We start from the raw sequence: 25,585 nt of genomic DNA, 5'->3' as shown, positions 1-25,585 counted from the left end.
ACCATGCCCCCGCCCAAGAAACTTGACCTGATCCCGTTAGAGGTGCGCCAGCGTCTCGCCATGGCGCTGCAGGAGCGCGGGTTTGCCGATATTGTCGCGGTGACGGAGGAATTGAATTTCTGGCTGGATGATGCGGGGCTGGAGATCCGCATCGGCAAATCTGCCGTGGGCGAATACTCCAAACTGTTGAAGAACCAGCGCGACGCCTTCGCCATGGCGGAAACCCTGCTCGGGGATCTCGATATTGAGCAGGAAAGCACCATGCACAAAGTGCTGATGCAGATGATCGCCACCGCAGCCTTCCAGATGATGAGCTCGGTTGCAGAAAGTGACGAGGCCGAGTGGGATGCCAAGAGCCTCGCCCATTTGTCGCGCATGCTCAAAGACCTGATGCAATCCGCAGGGCTACGCGAACGGCTGCGCGATGACGAAGAGCGCCGCGTCGCCCGCAAGGAACGGGAACGGCTCGCCGGTGAGATTGAGCAAAAAGCCCACCAGCTCGGCATGACCCGCGAGACCGTCCACGCCATCAAAGCCGACATTCTGGGAGTGGATGCATGAGTGAATTTGACCTTCACCTTGGCGCAAAAGTCATTGCCGGGAATAAGAACTGGCACGAAGCCAGCGTGACAACTTTGCTGGCTGTGCTGCTCTTTGGCCGCGTCGAGAAATTCGTCCACTGTGAAAAGCTGGTATATGTCCGCTGGTGGCGCGGAAAGCCTTACCTGACCGCCATTCGTGAGGCGCGAGCGTGACTATCGCCACCGCCATAACAGACGCCGAGTGGGAAGCGCAGCGCGCTGCCGACCGTCAGATGCTGCCGGATGTGCTCAACGAGAGCATGGACCTGCCGCATGTGCTTTTGTCCTATCAGCAGCAGCTCCTGCAGGCGACCGCCCTTTATCAGTTCGTGGTCTGCGAAAAATCGCGCCGGATCGGGATGACATGGGCGGTCGGCGCTGATGCGGTGTTGACGTCCGGTCTGGCCCGAAACGAGGGCGGCATGGACACGCTTTACATCGGGTTTAACCTCGATATGGCGCGGGAATTTATCGACACCTGCGCCATGTGGGCGAAGGCCTTCATGCCCGCCGCTAGTTCGGTGCAAGAGTTCCTGTTCAAGGATCAGGAAGAGGGCAAGGAAGAGCGCGACATTCAGGCCTTCCGCATCCGCTTTGCGTCTGGTTTTGAGGTTGTCGCGCTTTCATCAAAGCCACGCTCACTGCGCGGTCGCCAAGGCTATGTGATCTTTGACGAGGCCGCCTTCCATGATGAGCTGGAGGAAATGCTGAAGGCCGCAAACGCCCTCCTGATGTGGGGCGGCAAGGTCTTGGTCATCTCCACCCATGACGGTGACGCCAACGCCTTCAATGTGTTGGTGCGGCAAGTCAACGATGGTGAAAAAGGCGACACCGCCAAAGTGGTGCGCGTGACCTTCAATGACGCCGTTGACGCCGGGCTTTATGAACGCATCGCCCTGATCCAGCGCGCCCAAGGTCGTGAGCCGATGGGCAAACAGAAATGGATCGACAGCACCCATGCGGTCTATGGCGACGACGCCGACGAAGAGCTGCACTGCATCCCCAAGGCGGGCACCGGGGCATGGTTGAACGCGCCGCTGATCGAGGCGCGCATGAACGCCGATGCGCCCTGTCTGGAGCTGGAACTGCCCGGCGACTACCTGCAGCGCAGCACCGCCGAGCAGCGGGAGCTGATGCGCCCCTTTATGGAGCGCCTAGAGCAAGTGTTGGATGCGCTGCCGCTCGACGTCCTCTATGCGCTTGGGTTCGACTTCGCCCGCGTGGCTGACCTCTCGGTCCTTTGCCTCCTCGCTATCGAGAAGAACATGCACCGCCGCGAGGCGCTCTCGATTGAGATGCGCAACGTGCCCGGCAACGAGCAAAAGCTGATCGTGGGCATGGTGATGGACCGGATCCGCACCTGCTGCGTCGGCGCGGCCTTTGATGCGACCGGCATGGGCTGGACCGTTGCCGAGGACATCGGGCGCAAGTTCGGCCTGAAGGAAGGCGACGACAGCCCCGGCATGGTCTGGGCGATCAAGTTTAGCCAGGACTGGTACAGGGTGAACATGCCGCCCCTGAAAACCGCCTTTGAGGAGGCCACGCTCTCGATTGGGCGCTGGGACACTCACATGGACGACCTGCGGGCTGTCAAAAAGGTGCGCGGCATCCCCCGCGTGCCGGAGATCCGTGAAGCCGACGCCAAAGGCAAGAAACGCCACGGCGACTACGCCATCGCATTGGCGCTAGCGCATTTTGCCTCCCGCATGCGCTGGGTCGAAATCGCCTACACCCCCGTGCCCGACAATCGAAACAGTGAGCCACAAGACGGGCGCATGGGCATGACCGTTGAAGAACAAGACGCGCTGGACCGCCCGTGGTGGAAAGAACCGCTCGGCGCATCAATCCGTGGAGGCCTGTGAAAGGAACCCCTCATGATCGCAGTTATCAAAGATCCCACTATCGCATTCGTCATCTATCTGCTTTTGCAGGTTGCGGACACTTTCACCACGATCAAGGCGCTCGCACGCGGCGGGCGCGAGGCCAACCCTGTCGTGGCCTTTATGATGCGTCGCTTTGGCAAACACGGCTGGGTAGTGGTCAAAGGCGCGGTTGGCTTGGCCGCTGGCGTGATCCTGCTGGAGACCGGGGCCGTGTTGATGCTCTGGCTGCTATGCGCGGCTTATTTCTGGGTCGTCATCAACAACAGTCGTGTGGGGGCCTGATCCATGGCGAAAACCCCGCAACTGCTTGACCGCTGGGGAAACCCGGTGCGTCGCGCCGACCTTATGAGGTTTGACGAACCCTCCACTATTGGGGGTGTGCGCAGTCCGCTCACCGGATACCCCGGCGACGGGCTGAACCCCGGACGTCTTGCCAGTATCCTCAAGGAAGCCGACGCTGGTGATCCCATCCGTTATCTGGAGCTGGCGGAAACCATCGAAGAGCGTGACGCCCATTATCTAGGGGTCTTGGGCACCCGCCGCCGCTCAATCTCACAGCTCGACATCACCGTTGAACCCGGAGAAGAAACGCCACTAGGCGAAGAAATCGCCGCGCGCGTGCGCAAGTGGCTTTTGCGCGATGAGCTGACGGATGAGCTGTTCGAAATTCTCGACGCATTGGGCAAAGGCTATTCCTTCACCCATATCCGCTGGGACACCTCCGAGGGGCAGTATGAACCCGCGACGCTGGAATATTGCGACCCGCGCTGGTTCCGCTTTGACCGCAAGGATCTGAAAACACCCCGGATGCTGAACCCGGAAACGGGACAAGAAGAGATCCTGCCACCCTTCCAGTACATCTACGCCCCGATGAAAGCGAAGTCTGGCCTGCCGCTTCGGTCCGGTTTGGCGCGAGTTGCACTGTGGGCGTGGCTTTTTAAGGCCTACACCCAACGGGACTGGGCGATCTTTACCCAAACCTACGGGCAGCCGCTGCGCATCGGCAAATATGGTCCCGGCACCTCTGAGGATGACCGCAAGACCTTGTTCAGGGCGGTTGCCAATATCGCCGGAGACTGCGCCGCGATCATTCCCGAAAGCATGATGATCGAGTTTCAGGAGGCCAAGAGCATTGGCGCGTCCACCGATCACTATGAGCGCCGCAGCGATTGGCTGGACAAGCAAACCTCGAAACTGGTGCTTGGGCAAACCGCCACCACCGACGCGGAAACCGGCGGCTTGGGGTCCGGCAAAGAACACCGCCAAGTGCAGGAGGACATCGAACGCGCCGATGCCAAGCAGCTCGGCGCGATCATCAACCGCGATCTGATCCGGCCATGGGTCCAGCTTGAGTACGGTCCCGACGCCCCTGCCCCGCGCCTGAAAATCGGTCGCCCGGAGCCGGAAGACTTGGAGGCGTTCTCAAACGCCTTGAACCCGTTCATCCAGAACGGCCTGCGCGTGAAGCAATCCGAGATCCTCGCAAAGTTCGGCCTCTCTGATCCGACCGCCGCAGACCCCGCAATCGGTGGATCACCGGCAAAATCGCCCGAAAATGCCCCGCAGCCCGCATCTGCGACCGGGCAATCGGACGCAATGGCCCCACAGAGCGAATTTAAATGCCGGTTAAACGACCATCTCGGGATTTTAGGAGGCGATGGTGCGAAGCAGGCGGAGGAGGCCCCTGTGGGCCGCTCTGAGGCGTTACCCCCAGAGGCGGCACTTGCAGCCCGTCTCGAAACAGAGGCCCACAGCGGGATGGGCCAGATGCTTGCGCGCATCGAGGCGATGCTCAAAGCCTCCTCCAGCTTTGAAGAGTTCCGCGAAATGCTGCTCGCCAGCTCCGACGATATTGATGCGGCGGAACTGGAAGCTGTCCTCGCGAGTGCCATGCTGGCAGGCGAGACTGGTGGCCGGACAATGATCGAGGAAGAAGCGGATGGCTGATCTCGCCGCCACCTTCCGCAAGCCCTTTGCCGAACAAGTCGCCGCGTTTCGCCTTCGCTTGGGGGATCTGGTGCCCACCGTGCGCTGGGATGACATCGAGCGCAGCGCCCATGATCGCGCCTTTATGGTTGCGGGGGCGGTAAAGGCCGACTTGCTCACCGACCTTGCCGCTGCGGTCGACAAAGCCATCGCTGCCGGAACCGGGTTTGAGACCTTCAAGCGCGATTTCCGGGAGATTGTCGAGCGCAATGGCTGGCACGGCTGGACCGGCGAAGGCACGCCCGGCGGCGAGGAATGGCGCATGCGGGTCATCTACCGCACCAACATGCGCGTGTCATATCAGGCCGGGCGCTTTGCCCAGTTGCGCGAGGGCGGGTTCAAATATTGGGTCTACCGCCACGGCGGATCACACGACCCACGCCCTGAACATCTGGCGCTCGACGGTCTGATCCTAGAAGCCGACCATCCATTCTGGGCAATCTGGTTTCCGCCCAATGGCTGGGGCTGTTCCTGCCGGGTCTTTGGCGCGCGCTCCAAAACCGCCGCGATCCGGCGCGGTGGCAATCCAAATGTGAAGCTCCCGACAGGCTGGGACGCGCGCGATCCGCGCACAGGCGCGCCGCAAGGTATCGACCGGGGCTGGGACTATGCGCCGGGTGCAAGTGCTGCCGACACCATCCTCGCCTTTCGCGACAAGCTGGAAAAGCTGCACACGCAACCCGCAACCGACCTGATTGAAAGCTGGCTTGATGGACCGTTTAAGCGCTGGTTTGAGGATCCGCGCGGGGCATGGCCGCTTGCGCGTCTCAGCGATGCAGATGCGCAGAAAATCGGCTCTCAACGCCGCGTGGCTGAACTCTCGGCTGAAACCCTCGCAAAGCAGCGCCGGCATCACCCCGAGCTGACGGTCGCGGATTACGCAAAGGCGCAAGCGACAATCAATCTTGCACCCCACCGGGTGCAGGATGGCGAAAACAGTCTGATCTTTGTGCGCGACGACCCCAGTGCGCCGGGATACGTGCTGGTCGTGAAGGCCACCCGCTCAGCGGAGGGCTTGTTTATTACCAGCATACAGCGCTTAGGCGAGAGTGACCCAATTCTCAGCCGCCTCCTGAACGGGAGTGGCTGAGCATGTACACCCTGAAATTCAATGACGAGGGGTTGCAGCTGCGCCTGAAGCAGCTTCAATCGCAGCTCGATGACATGTCGCCGGTGATGCAGGATCTGGGCGAGTTCCTGGTGCAATCGACCCAAGACCGCATGTTGAAAGGTCAGCAGCCAGACGGAACCCCCTTCGCGCCGCGCTCGGAAACCACATTGGCGCGGTATTTCGCGTTGAAGATCAAACACGGGGCGCAACCCTTGAACAAGAGCGGCGAGATGCGCCAGCAGCTCAACTATCAAGCCAGCGCCGATGGGCTGACGTGGGGCAGTAATACAATCCAAGCGGCGGTCATGCAGTTTGGGGCAAGGCAGGGTGCGTTTGGTTCAAGCTCAAAGGGTGGCCCGCTGCCTTGGGGCAACATTCCAGCCCGTCCGTTCCTTGGGGTGTCTGATGAGGACCGCAGCGCGATCGTGGAGGAACTGGAGGAGTGGTTGGCGTAAACCTAAATCAACATTGTTGTAGGTTCCACCCAACCAAACCAGAGCGCTATATTTTCGACGATCCGCAGGATCCCCAGCCCCGCAGGTTCCACATAGATCGTGAGGAACAGCAAGATCCCCCACAGCCCACAGGTCACCAGCGCTGCCCAGAGCGCGCCAAGCGTAGCGGCGGCAGCACTGCTGCCCAATGTGGCCAGATCGCCGGTCTCATCCTGCTCGATCCCCCGCGCGATCCAGAGTTTGAAGCGCTGAGGCACCCAAGTGAAGGCCGAGAGAAAGACCAGCACCAGATGCACCAGAGTCGGCACAAGCGTCGATAGCAGGGATAGGATGAGCCAAGTATAGCCTGCGCGCCCCTCGGGGGTTTTCAGATCGTCAAAGATCGGACGAAGGGCGATGAACTCCTGCCCGGCCAGATGGTTGATCAGTGCGATGGTCCCGGTGAGGCCTAGCCCCAGTCCAATCAGCAACATTACTGCAACCAGCCCGTCCAGAACCCAGATCAACCCAGTCAGAAAATTGCGCTGACCGCGCCCGTAACGGATCAACCCCAAGGTGATGCCATATGACAGATAATCAAATACGGCATTGATCAAAGGCAACAGACCAATGGCAAAAACAAGGACACGGCGCTCTGATGGCGCTGGATTGGTTGTGAAGGCACAAATTGCGACGAAGCTGCCCCACAGCCCCATGATGAGAAGCACGTAGCTGAACCCACCTCTTCCTTTTGCACAGCCATATCCGGTGACGAATGCGAATGCGACTGCGAATGCGAATGCGAATACGCCTGCGCCTACGAATGCGAGTGCGCCTGCGAATGCGACTGTGAGTGCGAATGCGAGTGCGAGCGCGAATGCGAGTGCGGCTGCGAATGCGCCTTCGAATGCGAGTGCGCCTGCGAGTGCGAATGCGAGTGCGAGTACGCCAGCGTCTGCGGACGTGTATGAGACTACGACCGCGACCGCGAGTGCGAGTGCGGATACCATAAAATATAGCCAATCAGTCGCATTTTCGAAGACACGCGATTGATTGGATGACGCCAGCTTACGAGCAATCAAATATGCGGCAACCGGAACTATCGCCGCAGCACGCAGCCAGCTACGGCCTTCCGCATCAAGAACAATCACCGTACCAATGCCCGTGTCCGCCCCCGTGACACCCCACTGCAAGAGTAGCAAAAAAAGCGGGTAGATCACGGCGATTTTCAATGCCGCATCCATCACCGGCCACGACAGAGTGTTGGCCTGCAGGCGCTTAAGGTCATTCGGATCGCGTGCCCGAGGAGTCAAAAACCACCCGAGCTTTGAGAACCAACCTTTGGTAGGCATCGGACTATCTACCGCAACCGTGGGTGACAGCATCCGCCGCAACCCGCCCAGCATCCAATCCACCAGCCGGGTATAGGCCAGCGCATTGTCCCGCCGTTTCAGCCCGTTCAGGATCGATACCCGGTCGCGGCGATGATCGTAATTCAAAATGCCAAAGAGAAAAATCCACAGAAGCGACAGTGCCCAGATCCACGCGGCAGGTTTGAATACCCCGAGAACCGCAATCACAGACGCGACAATTGCGCCAACAAATATCAAATGCACGTCTTACCTTCCCTCTGCCCGGAGCAGAATGTTCGGAGTACCACTATCTTACAAGCATAAATGGAGATGGGTTTGTGATAGCTGTTTCGGGACGGGTATTTCAGCATCCGTATTAACAAGCATAACCTGCAAACCTCAGGCAATATGTTGGATACCGACGGAATGAAGATTGACCCAAACGGGGTTTGCAATCACATTCACTCCAGTCCCTGAGTAGCTCGAGGAACATCACGCCCCCAAATCCTTGGGGGCGTTTTTCGTTTTTCAGCTCTGGCAACTTAGCTGTCATGAGCAGAGCATCGCATATCGCCATGATGGCCGCACAGGACCTCCCCTCCCCCCCAGAGGGGGCGGAGGTTCCTGAATGGATCCAACTGACTCCAGCCGGGCGCTTTGAGACTTTCGACGCGCGCGGCCCCTATGAGGTCACCGATCCACAAGCCGTGATCGAGGCAAGTTTCGCCGCGCGCGGTGAGATTGAGATCGACGTCAACCACGCATCCTTCACCGCCGCCAAAGCCGGAGGCGAAGCCCCTGCCCGTGGCTGGATTGTTGAGATGCAGGCCCGCGAGGATGGCATTTGGGGCAAAGTCCGCTGGACGAAAGAAGGCGCGCGCTTGGTTGCAGATCAAGCCTATCGCCGGATTTCACCAGTCTTCCGCCTCGCTCACCCCGGCAGCAACCGCGTGGTCGCGATCCTCAATGCTTCCCTTGTGAATCGTCAAAACCTGCGCGGGCTGGCCGCGCTCAACTTCGAAGAGGAGGAACGCATGTCGTTTCTGAAACAACTCGCGGGCGTGTTGGACCTCGGCGCGGATGCGACCGAGGAACAGGTCGCGACTGCGGTCAATAAGCTGAAAGAAGATGGCGGTGGTGCGACTGCCGCGCAGTCGCAGCTTGATGAGGTCGCCACCATCCTCGGCGTCGATGCCGGTGGTGATGTGGTGGCCGCCGCCAAAGCAACCGCAGTCGGTGCGCCGGACGCGGTCGCGCTGCAATCCGCTTTGACGGAAATGCAGGACACCATCGCAGCGCAGGCAGAACAGATCGCCGGGCTGCAGGGGGGCGCATCAAAAGACAAGGCCGAGGCCTTTGTAGATGGCGAGATCCAAAAGGGTCGGTTCATCCCGAAGGCGCTGCGCGATCACTACATCTCGATGCACCAAGAAGACCCCGAACGCGTCGAGAAAGAAATCGCAGGCATGCCCATGCTGAACGGCGTGCATGTGGCCCATCTCACCCCGCCCAGCACCGATGGCTCCATCGCGATGAACGCAGAGCAGTCCCAAGCGGCCAAGCTGCTGGGCCTGTCTGCCGAGGATTATCAAACCGTTCTCGATGAAGAGCGCAAAGCGCAGGAGGGCTTTTGATGACTGTTCTTTCCAGTGATCGCAACACACCCCGCCTTGATGGCGATAAGCGTCATGGTTTCGTGGCAGGCGGGTCTTTGATCTATGCCGGTGCAATCGTTCTGCGCGCTGCCGATGGCTATCTTCACGAAGGCCACACCGCGACCGGCATGGTCGGCGTGGGCCGTGCTGAAGAGCGTATCGACAACCGTATCGGCGCAGATGGTGAGGAAGGGCTAACCTACCGCCGCGGCATCTACAAATTCGCCAACTCCGCCGCCGCTGACGAAATCACCCACGCCGACATCGGGTCTCTCGCCTATGCCGTGGATGACCAGACCGTCGCCAAAACCGATGGCACCGGCACCCGCTCGCCTGCCGGGATCATCGACGGTGTGGACGCGGACGGTGTCTGGGTCCGCTTTGACGAAGCGCTGACCAAAGCCTCCTGAAAGGACTAAATATGCTCGTAAACGCAGCAAATCTTGCGGCGCTCCGCGTCGGATTTAAGAAGCACTTCCAGAACGGTCTGGGGCAGGCTTCATCCGACTGGACCAGCGTCGCCACCGAAGTTCCCTCGATGACGAAGGAGCAAAAATACGGCTGGCTCGGCAAACTGCCGAATGTGCGGGAATGGATCGGCTCACGTGCAATCCAGAACCTCAGCCAGCACGATTATTCCATTGCGGAAAAGCCGTGGGAACTCACCATCGGGGTGGACCGCGACGATATCGAGACCGACAACCTTGGCATCTATGCGCCGCTGTTCAGCGAGATGGGCGCATCGACAGGGGCGAAAAAAGACCTTCTGGTCTTTGGCGACACCCTGCGAAAGGGTTTCGACCTCAACTGCTATGATGGCCAGCCGTTCTTCGACACCGACCACCCGGTTCTGGATGAAAGCGGCAACGAGGTCTCGGTCGCCAATACCGATGGCGGCGCAGGTGAGCCGTGGTTCCTGATCGACGACACCCGCGCGTTGAAGCCGATCATCCTGCAGCGCCGCAAGGATTTCGAGTTCGTGAATATGGACAACCTCACGGACACCAATGTGTTCATGAACAAGGAGTTCATCTACGGCGCGGACGCCCGGTTCAATACCGGCTTTGGCTTCTGGCAGATGGCATGGGGCTCGAAGCAACCGCTCAACGCCGCGAACTATCAAAAGGCGCGCGCGGCACTGTCTGGCATGAAAGGCGATCACGGTCGCCCGCTGGGCATCCGCCCGTCCCTGCTGATCGTCGGGCCGAGCAATGAGAGCGCCGCGCTCAAGCTGCTGAATAACGAGATGGGCGCAGGCGGCGAAACCAACGAGTGGAAGGGCACCGCCAAGCTGCTCGTCACTCCGTGGCTGGCATAAGGAGCTGACCGATGAGTGAACGTGATGATCTCAAGGCCCGCGCGCAGGAGTTGAACCTTGAGTTTGCGGCGAACCTCTCGACCCCCAAGCTCAAGGAACTGATCGCAGAGGCCGAGGCGAAACCGGCCTCTGGTGGCGGTGATACCGGCGAAGACCAGGACAACGGCGGCGACACCAGCGCCCCCGGCTCTGGGGGCGAGGCTGACACCGTCACGCCACCAGCCGGTGACAGTGAGAAAAACCCTTTTGAGGGCGCTCTCATTCAGGCGGCCATGTCTGCAGGTGATGTGACAATCACCGATGCAGGCGAGGCCACGGCAACCGCAGACGCAACGCCGCCTGAGTTTCATGGCCGCAAGTTTCTGCGGGTTCTGGGACCGCAACAGGGGTTCCGACGCGCAGGCCGCCGGTTTGGCCCCAAGCCCATCGATATCCCGCTCGATGAATTGAGTAAGGCCGAGGAGCTGGCGCTCAAGGCTGAACCCCGCCTGATCACCACCTATCACGTCGAAGGCGTGGACAAATAAAGCGGCCAGCTCTGCCCCAAGAGCCGCTTTCGCTCCGGCAAACGGAGCCTTGGCCCGGCGGCGATCCTCGCGTCGCCGGGCCGTTTCACCCCCTCCGGAGCGCTGGCAGATGACCTACACATCCCTTGACGAGCTGATCGATCGCTATGGTGAAAACATGTTGATCGCCCTGACGGATCGGGGCGACGCCGCCACCGGCTTGGTGGATCTGGACACGGTCAATCAAGCCATTGCCGAAGCCGACGCGGTGATCGATGGCTTTCTGAAAGGGCGCTATCAGCTCCCGCTGTCTGAGGTGCCCGCGCAGGTTCCGCCTCTGAGCCGCGCAATCGCCATCTGGAAAATGCACCTCTACGAGGCCCCGAAACAGATCGAGGCCGAATACCGCGAAGCCATGACCCAACTGCGCGACATCGCGAAGGGGATCATCATTCTGGACGTGGCCGGTGTCACGCCCAAGACCAACAGCAGTCAGGGCGTCATGACCACCGACCGCGAGCGCCCGCTGACGCAAGACAGCCTCAAGGGGTGGATCTGATGCTGGATGCTGTCAAAGAGCGCCTTGAAACCCGGTTGAGCGAATTTGCGGGCCGGATCGAGACATCCGTGGACCTGACCAAGCTCCTGAAGGATCGCGGGATCCCGCAAAACTCCACCGCCTTTGTGGTGCCGATTGGCTTGCAGGGCCGCCGCGCCCCCGACGCCACCGGCATCTTTATGCAGGATTATGTCGAGACCATCGGCGTGTTGCTGGTGGCCCGGTCCTACGACCAAACCGGCTCGCAAGCTCTCGAAAAGCTACGCCCTTCAATCCAGCAGGTGATGGAGGCCTTGGCCGGTTGGTCGCCCGGATCGGCGTTTGGCGTCTTTGAGCTGCGCCAAGGCAATGTCGCCGGGATCAGCGGCGGCGCGCTTTTCTACATGATTGAATTTTCCATCAACGACCAACTGAGGATCACGGTGCAATGACCAAGCCCAAGAAGCCCAAGCTCCCGACGTCCGGTGGCAGCTATGTCGTCCAGACCAGCGGCAATCTGAAGCAAACCGAGGCCACCAAGCCAAAGCCCCCGCGCAGCGCTGCAGCGCCCACGGAAAAGAAGGAGACCTAAATGTCCCTGAACTGGAAGCAAAAGGTTCTCTTGGTCAAAACCGAGGCGACCTATGGCACCGACGCCGCCCCCAGCGGGGCCGCGAACGCCATTCTCGCGCAGGATGTGCAACTCAAGCCCATGGAGGGCACGGACGTCTCGCGGGATCTGGAACGGCCCTACTTTGGTGCGGACGCGACGATCCCGACCGAGCTGATGAGCGAAATCACGTTTGATGTGGAACTTGCCCCATCTGGCGTGGCTGGCACGCCCCCCGCATGGGGATCGCTGCTGCGCGCCTGCGGCTTGGCCGAAACCATCAACGCGGGCACGTCCGTGATCTATAACCCGATCACGCAATCGCCGGAGAGCGCGACGGTTCATTTGCATATCGACGCCACCCGCTACGTGATCCTCGGCGCGCGGGGCAATGTGCGCTTGGACCTGCAGGCGCAGGCTGTTCCAAAACTGCGGTTCACCTTCAAAGGCCTCTTTGTGAAGCCGACAGATGCGGCCTACCCCACCGCCGATCTGACCCCGTGGACCGTGCCGCAGGTGGTCACCATGGGCAATACGCCCGTGTTCCAGATCGACGGGGTGGATCTGGTGATGCGCTCGTTCCAGATGGATCTGGGCAACCAGATCGAGGGCCGGTTCTTGGTTGGTCGTGAAGAGGTCAAACTTGGCGACCGGCAAGAGAGCATCGAGACCACCGTCGAGGCGGTTCAGCTTGCGACCTTTGACCCGTTCCAGCGCGCGCTCGATCAAAGCGCCACCGCCCTGCAGCTCACGCATGGCACCGGCGCGGGCAAGATTGCCACGCTCGATGTGCCCGCCGCGCAGATGCAGCGCCCGCAGGGGCTGTCCACCGCCCAGAACGTCAAGGAATGGCCGCTGCGTCTGGTCCCGCTGCCGCAGGCTGGCAACGACCAATTCACCCTGACACTCACCTGATCCAGAGGCTCAATCATGTTCAACGTAGAAGAAACCCCGAGTTTCACCCGCACTGTGAAGGTCAAGGTTCCCAAGGGCGAAGGCCATGAGGAACAGACCTTTAAAGCCGCGTTTAACGTGGTGGACGATGAGGTCATCGAGGGTGTGCCTCTGCAAAACGCCGCCGAGGTCAAAAAGGTGCTGCGCAAGATGCTCGCGGGCATGGAAGACCTCGCCAATACCGCAGGCGAGGTGATCCCCTACAGCGACGAGATCCGCGAAAAGATCCTCAAACTGCCCTATGTGCGGATCGCTCTTATTGCGGCGTATTACGATGGCGTCACGGATCAGCGCTCGGGAAACTGAGGTGGGCCGGTCGCGCTTGGGCGACCGGCTCCCTCTTCCCTGCCAAGCGCAGTGAAGAGACCAAAGACGACGCGGCATTGTTCGGCCTCAGGCTCAACACCGCCGCGTCGGCCAAAGACCAAGACAAGGCCGCGATCTGGGGCTGCAATCGCCCGGCACTGCTCGCATTCCTTGCCATTCAGACACAGTGGCGCGTTCTGGCGCAGGCCGATGGCAGCCGCTTCTGGGTCGGCCTTGATTACGCCGCTGCAGAACCCGCGTTCAGGCTTGAGGGCCTGACCCTCACGCCCACCGATTGGGTGGGCCTTCGCATCATCGAGGACGCAGCGCGAACCGCGCTGAATGAGAGGTAATCATGACGTTTGTCGTGCAAGGCGAGATCTTGATGGATGGCTCCGACGCTAAGTCGGAGTTCCAACGCCTTCGTGCAGAACAGGCGAAACTGGTCACGTCCACCGACAAGGTCAATCAGTCAAGCTCTCAGCTCCGTCGCACAATGCAGGGCGCGTTTTCGTCATCAGTTGCAAATGAAGTCACCCGCCTAAACCAAAACCTGTCGCAAACAACCATTTTGGCAGACGCTCAATCGCGCGTGTGGGTTAAGCAAGCTGCGAGCCAGAAAAGCGCGCTTGATGGGCTGAAACGCTCGACCAGCTCGTTTAAATCCTATGGTCAGGAGATCAGGTCATTCAGCGGCCAATTGGCGGTTGCGCGCAACCGCGCCGCAACGTGGTTTGCGAGCCTGAGAGACGTTGACGAAAGCCAACAGCTCGCCGCAGGAAGTGCTGCCAACCTCACCGCACAGTTTAACGACATCGGCGTCATGATGGCGGCGGGCCAAAGCCCGATGCAACTTGCCATTCAGCAGGGTACACAGATCACGCAGGTGTTCGGCAACCGGGGCGCGGCGGCGGCACTAAGCGCGACCCGGCAGGCCGTCATGAATATGGTCTCGCCGCTGAACCTCCTGACAATCGGCTCCGTCGCTGCGGGCGCGGCAGCGGTGCAATGGCTTTCCAAGGCTGGCGAAGAGGCCGAAACCTTTGAAGACCGCCTGAAGGCTTTGAGCGATGCAGTGGACGCGTTTGGCGACCGCCAGAAAGACGCCTTTCAAAGTGCCTCGGATATGATCGAAAAGTTCGGATCGGCCTCGCCCCAGTTGCGCATGGTGTTGGCTGATCTGGCGGCCCTCGCCAAGATCGATGCACAGCGAAACATTGACGAGACGTCCCAGAGCATTCGGCAACTGGTGACAGAAGCGCGCGGCTTGCGGGATCGCAACAGCTTTGCAGCCAGCGCCAACTTTCTTGGGCTGAAGGCTGCCACGAATGACGCGCGCGAGCTTGGCACCGCCCTCAACCAAAACCTCAAAATTCTGGAACAGTCAGAGGATCAAGCGAAGCGCCTAAAGGCCGCTTACAACCTGCGCGATATCCTTCTGGAAGCCAGCGGCGGCATTGAAAACCTGTCTAAGCGCCAAGCCGAGTTCTACGACGGTTTGGCGACGCTTATTCAGGAGCTAGAAGCCTTTGAGAGCACAGCGGTCAAACCACTAAACGACCTAAAGCAGGCCGGATTGGATCTTTGGGAAGGGCTGCTGAAGAACACCCCAAAGGTGCGCGCCGAGCTGGCTGAAGTCGAAGCAACCGCGCGGTCCACAATTGAGCAGCTTCAGCTAGAGGCCGAAATTAACGAGGCCATCCGCACCAGCGGCGAGGGCAGCGTGGAAGTGGCAGAGCTGCGCCTTCAGGCCGAGCGCGAGCTGTTCGAACAGCGCGTTGAAGAGCTGACAATCACAGAAGAACTCAAAAAGGAGATGATGGCCGCTTGGGATGCCGCCAACGGCGTTGCAGGCGTCGATATGGCAGGCAACATCGCGCTGGCCGCTGGCGAGGCGCAGCGCCTCAAGAATGAACTGCTGGCAGCAAAAGGGGCGGCGATTATGGCCGCCGCCAAAGCCAACCCAGATTTTCATGATCCACGCGGGGAAAGCCCCGGCTCGGGCAATAAGGAATACGTCTACCAAGACCAAGGCCTGCCGCGTGTGGTGTTGCCGCCCAACCCCAGAAGCCGCCGGTCTGGTGGGGGCAGATCCGCCTCATCCGCCGACCGCGAACGCGAGGCCATTGAACGCTTGATGCAACGCGAGCGGGAACGGCTGGAGATCCTGCGCGAGACAGATCCGGTTCAGCAGGAAATGATCCGTTTCCGCGAGACCATGAAATCCGCAACCGATGCCGAACGCGAGGCGCTGGAAAAGATCATCAGCAAGCGGCTGGAAGAGCAAAAGGCGATTGAACAGACCCGCGAGCTGGGCAGCTACTTGGGCGAGACCATGCAGGACGTGAGCGCGGCTCTGGTGTCCAGTGGCGATGCTGCCGCCGATGCATGGGACCGGGTCAAGGCGTCCATCCTCTCCGCGATCCTGCAGGCCAGCCTGCTGGGCGAAGGCCCGCTGGCCGGGGCTTTTGGCACGGATGAGACCGGCGGTTTTATCGGGGGCCTTTTGAAGCGCGCAGATGGCGGCATCATCACAGGCCGGGGCGGTGATCGCAGCGATCAGGAGCTGGTCCTAGCCAGCCCCGGCGAGTTCTTTGTGAACGCCAAAGCCACCCGCAAGCACCGCCACCTTCTGGAAGCGATCAACGCCGGGTCGCTCTTACCCGCTGCATTGCCTGCCTTTGCAAATGGCGGGGCCTTCGCCGCGCCGCCGGTGTTGCCCGCCGTGAGTGCCGGGGGATCGTCACAAGCACCGGGCATGTCGCGCGTCCGCATTGAACCCAGCCCGCTGTTCCGGGTCGTGGTTGAGGAGCAATCCCGCCAGACCGCAGTTGAAGTGAACCAGAATTACGACCGCGAGCATTCCGGCGAGGCCTTTAATCGCAACTTAAACGACCCGTGGAGTGTAGGCTGATGGCGCTTTCTTGGCCGCTTCCCTTGGAGAGCTTTTTCGAAGGCCTTCCGATTCAGAAAATCAGTTGCCGCCTCGGTCGGGCTGAGACCAGCTCCGAGACCGGCGGCGGTGAGGTGATCTCGCACGGCATGGGCACGCGGCTGTGGCGCGGGCGCATTGTTCTGGACAAAGAGATCCACACCTATTGGGCCGCCATTGAGGCCAAGCTCGCCCTGCTGGAGCAACCCGGCGCGAGCCTGTTGCTGCGCGATACCCGCGTCAATGGAACCCGCTTTGATCCGCAGCTCGCAATCCTCGGAACCTCTAATCCGCAGATTGCCAACCTTGCCGCCAATAACCGCGAGCTGGACCTCTCAGGCCTGCCTGCAAACTACAAGATCGCCGCCGGGGATCTGCTCGGCTTCACCTATGGCGCCACCCCCACCCGCTATGCCTACCACCGCGTGGTGGTCGGGGCTGAGGCCGGTGTTACCGGCATTGCCAGCGACATCGAGGTTATTCCCTTCATCCGCCCCGGCGCGCAGGTGGGCCGCCCTGTCACGCTTGGCGTGCCGGTTCTGAAAGCCCGCATTGCCAACGCTGAATATGGGCAGAGCCGCGCGCGGTTGAGTGAGGGCGGTTCCTTCGAGTGGACCCAGACGCTGAGGTAAACATGCAGTACGACGCAGTCACACAGGGCCAACTGGAAGAGCGGCGCGGCACCGACGCGCGCGTCCTTTTGTGGATTGAGGCCAAAAACCGCGAGACCGGCCTGCCCGAGGTGATCGGCTTCTGGTCTGGCGATGATCACCAAGACTTTCTGATCGATGGCGAGATCCGCACCTATTTTGGCGCGGGTCAGGTGATCGACGTGCCGCCGATCATCGTGGAGCCGGGGTTTCAGGTGCGCAACTACCGCGTAAAACTGCCGCCCTTCACCGAAGAGGTGAAAACCCTGATGCAGACCTACGAGCCACGTTTGGCGCGGGTGGAGATCCATTCCTGCCCGCTCGACATCGACAGCGGCGCTCCGCTTGGCACCCCCGTGCGGTGCTTCAAAGGGTTTCTCAATCAGGCCCCCGAAGAGCGCAAACAAGGCGACGCCAGCTACACCGAATTGGTGATGGTCACCAATGCCCGCATGCTGACTTTTGGGCTGCCACTGAAGCGCTCGAGCGCCGAACTCAAACGCCGCAACCCGGATGATCGGGGCCGCGAATACATCGACATCACCGGTCAATGGACCGTGCCATGGGGGATGTGATGCAAGACAGATCCGAGATGCTGCTGCACTACCTGCGCGGTGTGCGCCTGCGCTGGAGTGGGTTTCGCCCCGGTTGGGTGGATTGCGCCAACTATGCCCACGGCTGGTACAAGCTGGTGACCGGAACCGACATCCGCGCCCGGCTTGGCATTGAGTACACCACGCTGCAGGAAGGCAAAGAGGCCCTGCGCGCCAAAGGCTACCGCGACCTTGCTGCGCTTGCTGCCAGCTACATGCCGGAGGTGGACACCGCCGACGCAGCGCTTGGCGATATTGCCGCCCTCAGCGATGGGTCTGAGGTCATCCTCGGCATCATTGGCGGGCCGCAGGTTCATGTCCTCACGCTGGCCGGGCCGAGCGTTCTGAGCCGGTGCAAAGCCGAGCGGGTGTTCCGCCCATGAAGCGCCTGTTTGAACGCCTGTATCTGATCCTCTCTCTGGTGCTTTTGGCCTCCCCTGCGGCAGCCGATCCCATTAGCGCAATCGTCGCGGCCGTCAGCTCGTTCTTTGCGAGTGGGTCGGTCTTGGCAACGCTGGCCTCGGCCCTGTTGCGCTCGCTGGTCAAAGCCGGGATCTCGCTGCTGGTGGCCAAGCTGCGCAAGCGCAAGCAAAAGACCCCCGGCATTCAGTCCACCCACACGACCAGCGGCGGGACCGAGCCGCAGGCCACCGTGCTGGGCCGTTTCGCGACACGCGGACATCTGGTCTATCAATGCAGCTTTAATGAAAACAACAAGTGGCTCGCGCATGTTGTCGAACTAGGTGATCTGCCCGGCGCTACCCTGCGCCATTTGATTATCGACGGGGTTTATGCCGAACTTGGTCCACAAGATAGCGGCGGCAGCTACCCCATCCTTACAAAAACTGCCGATGGGATCGTTTACGGCTACATCGCCTTTTATGACGGAACGCAAACAACCGCGCATAACAATCTGGTGAGCTGGCGCGGCGGCGCTGCCAACCGGCCATGGACCCCCGATCACATCCTGACCGGCACCTGCTACGCGGTGCTCTATTTCCATCGCAATGACCACGTCTATCCCGGCGGCGTGCCAAATTATGCTTTCGAACTGGATGGCCCGCCGCTCTATGACATCCGCAAAGACAGCACCATGGGCGGCAACGGCTCCCACCGGTTCAACGATCCGGCAAGCTGGGATCAAACCACCAATCCCCTGGTCATTGCCTACAATGTCCTGCGTGGCATCGCCCTACCGAGTGGCGATATCTGGGGCGGTGGGTTTCCGGCTGAAGACCTGCCCTATGCCGAATGGGCCGAGGCCATGGACGCTTGCGATCTGGGCATTGCAGGGACTGGCCGCGCGCAGTTTGAAGCGGGGTTTGAGGTCAAGTTTGAAGAGGCCCCCGCCGACTTTCTGGAAGAGTTGTTCTCCGCTGCGAATGCCCAGATCGTCGAGACCGGCGGCTACTGGTATCCGATTGTCGGCAGCGCCACTGCCGCCTCGGCCACGATTTCGGATGATGACGTTCTGATCTCGCAGGCGTGGCAGCACGACCCGTTCCCTGGCCTTGAAAACACCTTTAACGCGGTCACCACGACCTACACTAGCCCGGCCTCTTTGTGGGAAGCCTCCACGCTGGAAACCATAGTCAAAGACGAGTGGGTCGCAGAGGATGGCCGCCAGAAGCTCTTCGAGCTGAACTTGCCAATGGTCTACAGCGCCGAACAAGCGCGCCAGCTCACCGATGCGCTTTTGCGGGAAAACCGCCGGTTTCGAACCCATCGCCTGCCCCTGCCCGGCGAATACGCCCGCCTGCGTCCGCTGCAGAATGTGCATTTGAGCCTTCAGGACTACGGCTACGACGCCAAGACCTTCCGCATCACTGAGGCGGCTTATGATCTGCAGACGCTGAACGTCTCCCTCTCGTTGCGCGAAACCGACCCGACAGACTTTGACCCGGATCCGGGGCTGGAGCTGCCGGAGACACCGCACCCGACCGGCCCGATCCCAGTGACCGACGCGGGCGTGGTCGGCTTGGCCGTTGCCGGTGAGACCATCACGGCAGCGGATGGCAAGGCCCATGCGCCTGCAATCCGCATTGTCTGGGACGGTCGGCTGTCTGACACCTGCACTGGCCTGACCTTCCAGATCCGCGTGCAGGGGCGACCCGAAGCCGAGGCCGACACCGTCAGCACCACCAATGTCGCGGGCGGCAACTATCGCCACCACCCGGTGCAGCCGAATGCTGACTATGAAGTACGCGGCAAAGCCATTGCACCCACCCGGCAAACCAATTGGTCTGGGTGGCTGCCCGTCACAACGCCCAATGTCCGCATCGATCTTGATGATCTGGCGGATGAAGTCACCGAAGCCATCGACACCGCGCAGGCTGCGGCGGATTTGGCGGCGCAAGACGCTTCGCAGGCGCTACTGGATGCGGCGACGGTTCAGGACAATCTCACGAATGCGGTGGCGTCGCTTTCGGTGGATTACACTGCCGTGCAGATCGCCGCGCAAGCCGCAGAGGACGCACAGCTTGCGGCAGAGACTGCCGAGAACAGTGCCGCTGAACATCGTGGTGTTGTGGTGTCTACAGCCATCGACCTGCTGCCCTCCGATTTCCGTGACGATGATCGGTATTGGTCACATGCGCTTTCCGGTGATCCCGCCACCAAGGGCGGGGTGACCAGTGCCATTGGGTTCCGCGATGTGGCGGGGCAAGGGCGGGTTGCATGGGTGACAGCGGATCTGGCGGAGACCGCCCATCTAGCCCCCAAGGGCTATATCTCGCCCATTCTGGGGCGCAAGTACCGTATGACCATTGTGGCGCGTCACCTCGGTCCGCTTGGGGCGGGCACGCATTTCGGTTCGCAGTGGCGCAAGTTCGATGAGAATTATGGTTATGTGGGTTACTCCTTTCAACCCGCGACATTCTCGACACAGGACACTTGGGAGACCTTTGTCAGCGAATACACAATGTCGGGGGATGATGCGGCCTACCTGCTTGCATTTCCGTATTTCATTACATCCTATCAGAACCCATCCGCTGAAATCGAAATCGCCCGCGTCCTGATCGAGGATGTGACCGAAAGCGCGGGGGCTGCTGGCGCGGCCAGTGCTGCGGCCAACTCCGCCTCAGTGGCAGGGGTCAGCGAGACCGAGGCAGGCCAAAGCGCGGCTGCGGCTCAAACCGCAAAAACGGCGGCTGAAACAGCTCGCGCCGGGGCAGAGGTGGCCCAAACCACCGCAGCGACATCCGCATCTGATGCGGAAAATGCTGCGGCCAGTGCAGCCACCAGCGCCACCGTGGCCGCCCAGACCATCCAGAACCTGAATCTGACGCAAACAGATTTTCAGCGCATTCTTAGCGGCGTTTCTTCGCTGGATGGTAACGGCAGCGTGGAAACACCCGTAACCGGATCCGGGGTTTTGGGCCAAGATGGGTCAGTAATAACGGAAACAAGCGCCGGAATAATCGATACGGCAGGTAGCACCAACGGTGCGCGCATCGAGGTCCCGCAAGAACAGGCACTGCAATTTTCCGGCAACCGGGTGCGTGTCGATATTCTGGCCAAGCCCGCTGACAGCGGAGCAGCCGCCGGTTTCATCGCCGCCTATTCCACTTCCGACACAGGCAACAGTGGTCGGCAAGCCTTCGCGCTTCAGGCGGGGTGGAAGTGGTACAGCTTCTACTACGATGTGCCCACTGCCAACGGTGGCGGGTCTGACTGGATTGGCCTTTGGGGCGATAGTGCCAAGGCGGGCGGCAAAACACAGTTTGCCCGTGTATTGGTACGGATGGCCCCGCTTGCTGCGGATATCCCTGAGATTGCTCTTGTCCAGGCATCTGTCACTGATGAGGCGATAGCGCGCGCCACAGCGGTGGACGCTCTGACCTCAGTGCTGAACAGTCAGCAGTCGCAAATCGACGGGATCAGCAGCAGTGTCACGCAACAGGGCACCACGCTGGCCACAATAGATGGCAAGGTGCAGGCGATGACGGGCCTGACCGCGACAACCGTCGATGTGAATGGCGAAACCCGGATTAGCGGCATTCAAGCCACCAGCTACGCCAACCCGGATGGGTCCGGCGGATCGCTGTTGAAGCTGATCGGTGACGATGTGGTGGCCGAAGGTACTCTGTCGGTCAACAAGCTGGTGGTGGGCCTTGGTAAGAACCTTCTGGGCAACACGGATTTTGCGGATGGCCTGCAAGGTTGGGGCAACACGGACGGTCTTGGAAGTGGTTGGGAAGATGCTTCTATCGGCATTCGTGCGGCTGGCAGTTCATGGGCAGGCAAATACTACCCGACTTTGGTGGTGCATCAGCAAAGTGCGGGCACCGATGGTTATCTCGACATCACCTACCACCCCGTGATGGTCAACGGCGTGGCTCCCGCATACGGCGTCTCGATTTCAGATAACGTTGGATGGGTTGAGGCAAGCGTTTACGCCTCTGCGCATCGGTGCCTTGTTGCGCTGCGCATGGAGTTCAGGAACCACAATGGCGACGTGCTGTCCTACACACCGGTGCTGGCGACCGCAACTGCCATGTCTGATTCCGGAAACCCGGATAAGTGGCCCCGTCTTTGGGGTAAGGCTGCGGTGCCCACGGGGGCGGCATATGTGACAATCCATATTCGCAAGATGGCCACCAACGCCGGAAGCAACGACAGTTGGATGTTTCTGCACAAGCCTCAGCTTGCGGAAACCACCGGAGCCGCCAGTCAGCCAGCCCCTTACAGCCCGCAAGGTTCTACCCTGATCAGCAGCAATCGCCTCGCCACGGGCGCGGTGACTGCCGATAAAATCGACGTCAATGAGCTGTCGGCCGTCTCTGCGAACATCGGTCACTTCAAGAGCGCCACCAGCGGTGAGCGCGTTGAAATTGAGGATGACCGTATCCGAGTGTTCGACAGCAGCGACGTCGCGCGGGTGGTCATTGGGAGGCTCACCTAATGTCCTATGGAATTGAGATGAGGAATGCGGACGGATCATTGGTTCTGGAAGGTCAGCAGACCCTGCCGCGCCGGGTGTTTCGCATCGGGTGGTCTACGACCTTCACCGGGTCGCTAGGCACCTTCCCGGACTTTGATGAAAACCGCGGGGCGTTGATGATGGCCCCGCTGGGGTTCCGCTACACCATCTATGACAATTTCGTACATGGCGAAAATGCAGGCCCCGACGCGCGCAGTGGCGAGTTCTTCTACAACCCAATCTCCATGCCGACACTGCACTGGGACAATTCCACCAAGGAACTGAGCGCAGTGGCCGGGGAAACCTACGGCACCAATGCGGTGTTTCTCTGGTTCGCTTGGGGCATTCACTACAGGTAGTTTTGAAATGACTTATGGGATCACTCTGCAAAACGATCTTGGTGAAACAATCACCGAGTATGAGGACGTTCTTTTTGAAATGGACAGCGGCGTCACTCGCCGCCTGCCAACTCTGCCCAGCCTCCCGGAGTTTGACAAACATCTGTTTTACAACTGGGCGACCTCGTGGGGCAGCAACCCAAAGGTGCCCCGCTTCGAGCAGATTGCAAAGGGCACCAAGTGGATCACAACGGGCCGGTCGCAGGATCTCTATAAGATCCACCGTGTCCTGACCGGCAATGACGATTGGCCCCTAAATACCTTTCCCTTTGTGAAAATGCCGACTGAGGGCATTTGGGGCATGTTGGGGGTGCCGTTCCGGTATCCCAGCAATGGGCCACGGGTCATGATGTGGGCGGTTGGAACAGACGCCACGGGCCTCCCCTTTAAGATGGCCGGTGACAATATGCCCGCCAATCTGAGCGGCAATTACGGCATGCAAATCCGCAAGCCCAGTGGCGCAGTCGCCTTTGACAGCCGCGCCAAAATGATCTCGCTCGCGGGGCATTTTTACATGTCTCAGAGCGACATGGTGGCTGTTTTGGAAAACGGGGCCACCCGCACTTACAACATCAGCTCCCCCGCGCCCGGCTCATTTGTCTGCGCGCCGCATTACACCTCGTTTCTCTACACGGGATCGGGGGCGGCATGGGTGCCGAGGCTGCGCCAAACCGACGACACCACGTTCCTTTTGGACCGCATCGCCATAGCCGAACTGCGCCCCGGTTTGGTTCCAGACGTCGGGTATGCAGGGGCATTCTTCCACGACACGACCGTCATGGTCGCGCGTAACATCTAACCAAAGCCACAGGAGAATTGGCATATGACTGAAGTCACCCCAACCCCATCTGAAGAGCCGTTTGTGTCCACCATCCCGCAGATCGCAGCGGTGCAGCAGATCATCGCTGATCTCGATACGATCCCTGACACCGTGGATGGCTTGGACATGCGCCAATTCAAGCGCATGGCCGCTGCAAGCGGTGCCACATTCGTCACCAATCTGACAGCGGTTCTGAAGCTCGGCACACCTTCAGCGTAAGGGCTATTTAAGGGCCTTTGAGGGGGCTTAAACGCCCCTTCAATCCCCTTTTCAGTCATCAACTCAAACCTATGAAATGCCAATTAATTCAAAACGACTGCAACAGGCTTCAAGATCGCTGAAAGCAGTTAGAGAACCTGATAAGTACAAGAGGTCAACACACCGAGGAGGAATGACCGATGTGGAGTGACATTCAAAGTATCTTGGATTTCGAAACCAGTTTGCTGGTGATGATTGCGATTGGCTACCTGAGTTTTCGCATCGCCTATGTTGAGCGTATTCAAGAAGAAAACACTACGCAGACAGTATTCCTCAGTGCGTGTTTCGCGGCACTCTTTCAGACCGCCGCCAATTTTCTATCTCTAGCCAATTTCTCGTCCAAACAGCTTCCTGAGATTGCCGTGATAGGCCTTTCAGCGCTACTGACGCTGCTTATCGCCATCTGGTGGCGAAGGGACGGAATGAAGCGCTACGCGAAAATGTGGAAATCTACTGGCGGAAATCACTTGGATGGATTGCATACGGTTTTAGACACCATTCGTACCGGCTCGGACTTCAAACCTACGACGTTGCTGGTGGCCGTTGATGATGGACCATTCCTTTATTGCTCCAATCTCGGGGACTTCAAGAACTTCCCTTTCGGTCCGTGCTTAATAGGCGGAGACGGATCCATAGCCATGTATGTCACACATACGATGCCTTCAGGTGGTAAGAACTGGGAGGAAACTGAGGACCACGCGCGAAATCAAATAACTATCATTCCGGCCAATCGAGTTAAGCTGATTGAAACACGCGTGGCCCCTTAGATCACTTCTTGGGTTTGGGTGGCGGAGGTGGACTCTTACCTGTTTCGCCCGGAGACGGGTTAGTGGTACCCCATGGGATGGGTTGGCCGGTCCCTGTTAGGACCGTAGTCCCAGGCGAAGGTTGAGACGAATTGATTGAGATTTTGTCAGTTGGTTCGCCTTTGGGAGGTTTATCATTCATGTGTATCTCCTAGTTGGCGGGCAGCAAAATACGCGCCCACTGCTAACAAGGCACGATTCTAGTTCACCGGAAAAGAGCAATCAGGCTGACTCCGATACTGTTCAACCGACTACTCCGTAGGGAATTTTACTCCGGAGAAGGCTGCAAACGCCCCTGCTACCCAAGTTCGGTCAAATTTAGGCAGACACCTATACTCGGGCCAACTGATTTCGAATTGCCAAACTTAGTTGGCTCGTAGCTTTTCGATCATTTCATCAACAAGGGCATAGCCTGCCCGCGACAGATGGCGGCACGTCAATAGCCTTCCGGCCTTCCAGTTCGTGAGGTGCTTTGCTGCGGGCACGCCGTGAGCGATGATCACCTTCGGATTAAGTGTCGTAAGCAGGTAGTCGAAGGCCTCTGTGCTGCTCTTCGGCATGTTCGACATGGACGTTGAGGGGGTCGCGAAAATATTGGTTTCCAATACACCCGGTATTTGTTCTGCGATCCGATCAATGCGAAGGCGTGTAGCCGAAGGCCCCTTGCCACGTCTCGCCCGTTCGTCGTCATAGTCTTTACGCCATGCATCAAGATCAAACCCGTGATCAGTTGACCAAAAGCGCCACCAGTTACCGCCAGTGGTTGCCGCGTTATACCCTACAATCCATACGCTGCAGGAGGCGGGTTTACCTCTACAGACGAAGGGTCTTTGCCCACTAGGACGACCAATAATCTCAGCAAGCCGTGTTTCAAAATCACTCATAAGGAGAAGTCTCTAAGGCACTGGGGTTAGCGCAGTCTTAAATTGGTGGATCGAGTGGTAGCTATGGCCCGCCCCTTCCCTATCGTGGG

General features: G+C 59.8%; 28 protein-coding genes. 26 read left to right on the top strand and 2 right to left on the bottom strand.

Translation table 11 applies throughout. The features are described 5' to 3' along the window. The first annotated feature begins 3 nt into the window (after positions 1-3). From K529_RS03945 to K529_RS03915, 7 genes are read left to right on the top strand one after another with little or no spacing between them, the layout of a single operon-like run. Positions 4-561 carry a phage protein Gp27 family protein gene (locus K529_RS03945; protein ID WP_005615246.1) on the top strand — a complete coding sequence of 186 codons (558 nt, stop codon included), beginning with the start codon at positions 4-6 and terminating at the stop codon, positions 559-561. Beyond that, on the top strand, positions 558-755 hold the full coding sequence (locus K529_RS03940; protein ID WP_005615243.1) for a hypothetical protein: 198 nt from the start codon (positions 558-560) through the stop codon (positions 753-755). The genes K529_RS03945 and K529_RS03940 overlap by 4 nt, the downstream gene beginning before the upstream one ends. Continuing rightward, complete coding sequence (locus tag K529_RS03935) at positions 752-2,443, top strand: terminase large subunit domain-containing protein (protein ID WP_005615239.1); 1,692 nt, start codon at positions 752-754, stop codon at positions 2,441-2,443. The genes K529_RS03940 and K529_RS03935 overlap by 4 nt, the downstream gene beginning before the upstream one ends. 12 nt (positions 2,444-2,455) lie before the next feature. Continuing rightward, the gene (locus tag K529_RS03930; RefSeq protein ID WP_005615237.1) at positions 2,456-2,746 is read left to right on the top strand and encodes a DUF5658 family protein; all 291 of its coding nucleotides are present in this window, start codon (positions 2,456-2,458) and stop codon (positions 2,744-2,746) included. A 3-nt stretch (positions 2,747-2,749) separates the two neighbouring features. Beyond that, on the top strand, positions 2,750-4,411 hold the full coding sequence (locus tag K529_RS03925) for a DUF935 domain-containing protein (RefSeq protein ID WP_005615236.1): 1,662 nt from the start codon (positions 2,750-2,752) through the stop codon (positions 4,409-4,411). Continuing rightward, positions 4,404-5,540, top strand: a complete 1,137-nt coding sequence (locus tag K529_RS03920) for a phage head morphogenesis protein (RefSeq protein WP_046002807.1) — start codon at positions 4,404-4,406, stop codon at positions 5,538-5,540. Before K529_RS03925 ends, K529_RS03920 begins: the two co-directional genes overlap by 8 nt. Positions 5,541-5,542: 2 nt before the next feature. Next, positions 5,543-6,016 carry a phage virion morphogenesis protein gene (locus tag K529_RS03915; RefSeq protein ID WP_005650005.1) on the top strand — a complete coding sequence of 158 codons (474 nt, stop codon included), beginning with the start codon at positions 5,543-5,545 and terminating at the stop codon, positions 6,014-6,016. 2 nt (positions 6,017-6,018) lie between these two features. Here the strand turns inward: K529_RS03915 and K529_RS03910 are convergent, their stop codons facing one another. Further along, positions 6,019-7,611, bottom strand: a complete 1,593-nt coding sequence (locus K529_RS03910) for a hypothetical protein (protein ID WP_005650006.1) — start codon at positions 7,609-7,611, stop codon at positions 6,019-6,021. Positions 7,612-7,898: 287 nt separating this feature from the next. On the opposite strand from K529_RS03910, the gene K529_RS03905 reads away from it, so the two are divergent. The 19 genes from K529_RS03905 to K529_RS03820 all read left to right on the top strand — a co-directional run bounded on the left by K529_RS03905 (position 7,899) and on the right by K529_RS03820 (position 24,573). Further along, on the top strand, positions 7,899-8,981 hold the full coding sequence (locus K529_RS03905) for a phage protease (protein WP_040643310.1): 1,083 nt from the start codon (positions 7,899-7,901) through the stop codon (positions 8,979-8,981). Then, entirely contained in the window at positions 8,981-9,412 is a 432-nt protein-coding gene (locus K529_RS03900; protein WP_005650011.1) for a hypothetical protein, read from the top strand. Before K529_RS03905 ends, K529_RS03900 begins: the two co-directional genes overlap by 1 nt. A gap of 11 nt (positions 9,413-9,423) precedes the next feature. After that, positions 9,424-10,320 (top strand): Mu-like prophage major head subunit gpT family protein, encoded by an 897-nt coding sequence (locus tag K529_RS03895; RefSeq protein WP_005650015.1) that lies wholly within the window; start codon positions 9,424-9,426, stop codon positions 10,318-10,320. Between the two features lie 11 nt (positions 10,321-10,331). Beyond that, positions 10,332-10,847, top strand: coding sequence for a hypothetical protein (locus K529_RS03890; RefSeq protein ID WP_005650018.1), 516 nt, complete (start codon positions 10,332-10,334; stop codon positions 10,845-10,847). A gap of 109 nt (positions 10,848-10,956) precedes the next feature. Further along, a complete protein-coding gene (locus tag K529_RS03885) occupies positions 10,957-11,385 on the top strand; it encodes a gp436 family protein (protein ID WP_005650021.1) in 429 nt (142 codons plus the stop codon). Beyond that, positions 11,385-11,816, top strand: a complete 432-nt coding sequence (locus tag K529_RS03880; RefSeq protein WP_005650023.1) for a phage tail terminator protein — start codon at positions 11,385-11,387, stop codon at positions 11,814-11,816. The genes K529_RS03885 and K529_RS03880 overlap by 1 nt, the downstream gene beginning before the upstream one ends. Next, a complete protein-coding gene (locus K529_RS23420; RefSeq protein WP_009176313.1) occupies positions 11,813-11,956 on the top strand; it encodes a hypothetical protein in 144 nt (47 codons plus the stop codon). Before K529_RS03880 ends, K529_RS23420 begins: the two co-directional genes overlap by 4 nt. Further along, entirely contained in the window at positions 11,957-12,889 is a 933-nt protein-coding gene (locus K529_RS03875; RefSeq protein ID WP_046002806.1) for a phage tail tube protein, read from the top strand. 15 nt (positions 12,890-12,904) lie between these two features. After that, entirely contained in the window at positions 12,905-13,234 is a 330-nt protein-coding gene (locus tag K529_RS03870) for a hypothetical protein (RefSeq protein ID WP_005651792.1), read from the top strand. Between the two features lie 77 nt (positions 13,235-13,311). After that, entirely contained in the window at positions 13,312-13,587 is a 276-nt protein-coding gene (locus tag K529_RS03865) for a DUF1799 domain-containing protein (RefSeq protein WP_005651794.1), read from the top strand. Positions 13,588-13,589: 2 nt separating this feature from the next. Next, on the top strand, positions 13,590-16,148 hold the full coding sequence (locus K529_RS03860; protein ID WP_046002805.1) for a phage tail length tape measure family protein: 2,559 nt from the start codon (positions 13,590-13,592) through the stop codon (positions 16,146-16,148). Further along, on the top strand, positions 16,148-16,798 hold the full coding sequence (locus K529_RS03855) for a hypothetical protein (RefSeq protein ID WP_052699555.1): 651 nt from the start codon (positions 16,148-16,150) through the stop codon (positions 16,796-16,798). Before K529_RS03860 ends, K529_RS03855 begins: the two co-directional genes overlap by 1 nt. A gap of 2 nt (positions 16,799-16,800) precedes the next feature. After that, complete coding sequence (locus K529_RS03850; RefSeq protein ID WP_005650796.1) at positions 16,801-17,391, top strand: hypothetical protein; 591 nt, start codon at positions 16,801-16,803, stop codon at positions 17,389-17,391. Next, positions 17,391-17,792: a DUF6950 family protein gene (locus tag K529_RS03845; RefSeq protein WP_227512326.1), complete on the top strand. Its 402-nt coding sequence runs from the start codon at positions 17,391-17,393 to the stop codon at positions 17,790-17,792. Before K529_RS03850 ends, K529_RS03845 begins: the two co-directional genes overlap by 1 nt. Further along, positions 17,789-22,312 carry a phage tail protein gene (locus tag K529_RS03840; RefSeq protein WP_065317470.1) on the top strand — a complete coding sequence of 1,508 codons (4,524 nt, stop codon included), beginning with the start codon at positions 17,789-17,791 and terminating at the stop codon, positions 22,310-22,312. Before K529_RS03845 ends, K529_RS03840 begins: the two co-directional genes overlap by 4 nt. After that, positions 22,312-22,689 (top strand): hypothetical protein, encoded by a 378-nt coding sequence (locus tag K529_RS03835; RefSeq protein WP_005634341.1) that lies wholly within the window; start codon positions 22,312-22,314, stop codon positions 22,687-22,689. Before K529_RS03840 ends, K529_RS03835 begins: the two co-directional genes overlap by 1 nt. Before the next feature lie 7 nt (positions 22,690-22,696). Further along, entirely contained in the window at positions 22,697-23,527 is an 831-nt protein-coding gene (locus K529_RS03830; RefSeq protein WP_005634336.1) for a hypothetical protein, read from the top strand. A gap of 24 nt (positions 23,528-23,551) precedes the next feature. Continuing rightward, entirely contained in the window at positions 23,552-23,767 is a 216-nt protein-coding gene (locus K529_RS03825; RefSeq protein ID WP_005624028.1) for a hypothetical protein, read from the top strand. 179 nt (positions 23,768-23,946) lie between these two features. Continuing rightward, positions 23,947-24,573, top strand: a complete 627-nt coding sequence (locus K529_RS03820; protein ID WP_065317469.1) for a hypothetical protein — start codon at positions 23,947-23,949, stop codon at positions 24,571-24,573. A 404-nt stretch (positions 24,574-24,977) separates the two neighbouring features. Here K529_RS03820 and K529_RS23415 read toward each other — a convergent pair whose 3' ends face one another. Then, positions 24,978-25,496, bottom strand: a complete 519-nt coding sequence (locus tag K529_RS23415; protein ID WP_157888507.1) for a hypothetical protein — start codon at positions 25,494-25,496, stop codon at positions 24,978-24,980. Between the last annotated feature and the right edge of the window lie 89 nt (positions 25,497-25,585).

The sequence above is a fragment of the Tritonibacter mobilis F1926 genome, from assembly GCF_000376545.2.
Taxonomy (GTDB): Bacteria; Pseudomonadota; Alphaproteobacteria; order Rhodobacterales; family Rhodobacteraceae; genus Epibacterium; species Epibacterium mobile.
Note: the sequence above shows the minus strand (reverse complement) of the source record. Positions and strands in the feature narration are given on the sequence as shown.

Bases quoted from the DNA above. Each gene is read 5' to 3' on its own strand.
- K529_RS03945 (WP_005615246.1), top strand. From the start codon at position 4: ATGCCCCCGCCCAAGAAACTTGACCTGATCCCGTTAGAGGTGCGCCAG.
- K529_RS03940 (WP_005615243.1), top strand. From the start codon at position 558: ATGAGTGAATTTGACCTTCACCTTGGCGCAAAAGTCATTGCCGGGAAT.
- K529_RS03930 (WP_005615237.1), top strand. From the start codon at position 2,456: ATGATCGCAGTTATCAAAGATCCCACTATCGCATTCGTCATCTATCTG.
- K529_RS03925 (WP_005615236.1), top strand. From the start codon at position 2,750: ATGGCGAAAACCCCGCAACTGCTTGACCGCTGGGGAAACCCGGTGCGT.
- K529_RS03920 (WP_046002807.1), top strand. From the start codon at position 4,404: ATGGCTGATCTCGCCGCCACCTTCCGCAAGCCCTTTGCCGAACAAGTC.
- K529_RS03915 (WP_005650005.1), top strand. From the start codon at position 5,543: ATGTACACCCTGAAATTCAATGACGAGGGGTTGCAGCTGCGCCTGAAG.
- K529_RS03905 (WP_040643310.1), top strand. From the start codon at position 7,899: ATGAGCAGAGCATCGCATATCGCCATGATGGCCGCACAGGACCTCCCC.
- K529_RS03900 (WP_005650011.1), top strand. From the start codon at position 8,981: ATGACTGTTCTTTCCAGTGATCGCAACACACCCCGCCTTGATGGCGAT.
- K529_RS03895 (WP_005650015.1), top strand. From the start codon at position 9,424: ATGCTCGTAAACGCAGCAAATCTTGCGGCGCTCCGCGTCGGATTTAAG.
- K529_RS03890 (WP_005650018.1), top strand. From the start codon at position 10,332: ATGAGTGAACGTGATGATCTCAAGGCCCGCGCGCAGGAGTTGAACCTT.
- K529_RS03885 (WP_005650021.1), top strand. From the start codon at position 10,957: ATGACCTACACATCCCTTGACGAGCTGATCGATCGCTATGGTGAAAAC.
- K529_RS03880 (WP_005650023.1), top strand. From the start codon at position 11,385: ATGCTGGATGCTGTCAAAGAGCGCCTTGAAACCCGGTTGAGCGAATTT.
- K529_RS23420 (WP_009176313.1), top strand. From the start codon at position 11,813: ATGACCAAGCCCAAGAAGCCCAAGCTCCCGACGTCCGGTGGCAGCTAT.
- K529_RS03875 (WP_046002806.1), top strand. From the start codon at position 11,957: ATGTCCCTGAACTGGAAGCAAAAGGTTCTCTTGGTCAAAACCGAGGCG.
- K529_RS03870 (WP_005651792.1), top strand. From the start codon at position 12,905: ATGTTCAACGTAGAAGAAACCCCGAGTTTCACCCGCACTGTGAAGGTC.
- K529_RS03860 (WP_046002805.1), top strand. From the start codon at position 13,590: ATGACGTTTGTCGTGCAAGGCGAGATCTTGATGGATGGCTCCGACGCT.
- K529_RS03855 (WP_052699555.1), top strand. From the start codon at position 16,148: ATGGCGCTTTCTTGGCCGCTTCCCTTGGAGAGCTTTTTCGAAGGCCTT.
- K529_RS03850 (WP_005650796.1), top strand. From the start codon at position 16,801: ATGCAGTACGACGCAGTCACACAGGGCCAACTGGAAGAGCGGCGCGGC.
- K529_RS03845 (WP_227512326.1), top strand. From the start codon at position 17,391: ATGCAAGACAGATCCGAGATGCTGCTGCACTACCTGCGCGGTGTGCGC.
- K529_RS03840 (WP_065317470.1), top strand. From the start codon at position 17,789: ATGAAGCGCCTGTTTGAACGCCTGTATCTGATCCTCTCTCTGGTGCTT.
- K529_RS03835 (WP_005634341.1), top strand. From the start codon at position 22,312: ATGTCCTATGGAATTGAGATGAGGAATGCGGACGGATCATTGGTTCTG.
- K529_RS03830 (WP_005634336.1), top strand. From the start codon at position 22,697: ATGACTTATGGGATCACTCTGCAAAACGATCTTGGTGAAACAATCACC.
- K529_RS03825 (WP_005624028.1), top strand. From the start codon at position 23,552: ATGACTGAAGTCACCCCAACCCCATCTGAAGAGCCGTTTGTGTCCACC.
- K529_RS03820 (WP_065317469.1), top strand. From the start codon at position 23,947: ATGTGGAGTGACATTCAAAGTATCTTGGATTTCGAAACCAGTTTGCTG.
- K529_RS23415 (WP_157888507.1), bottom strand. From the start codon at position 25,496: ATGAGTGATTTTGAAACACGGCTTGCTGAGATTATTGGTCGTCCTAGT.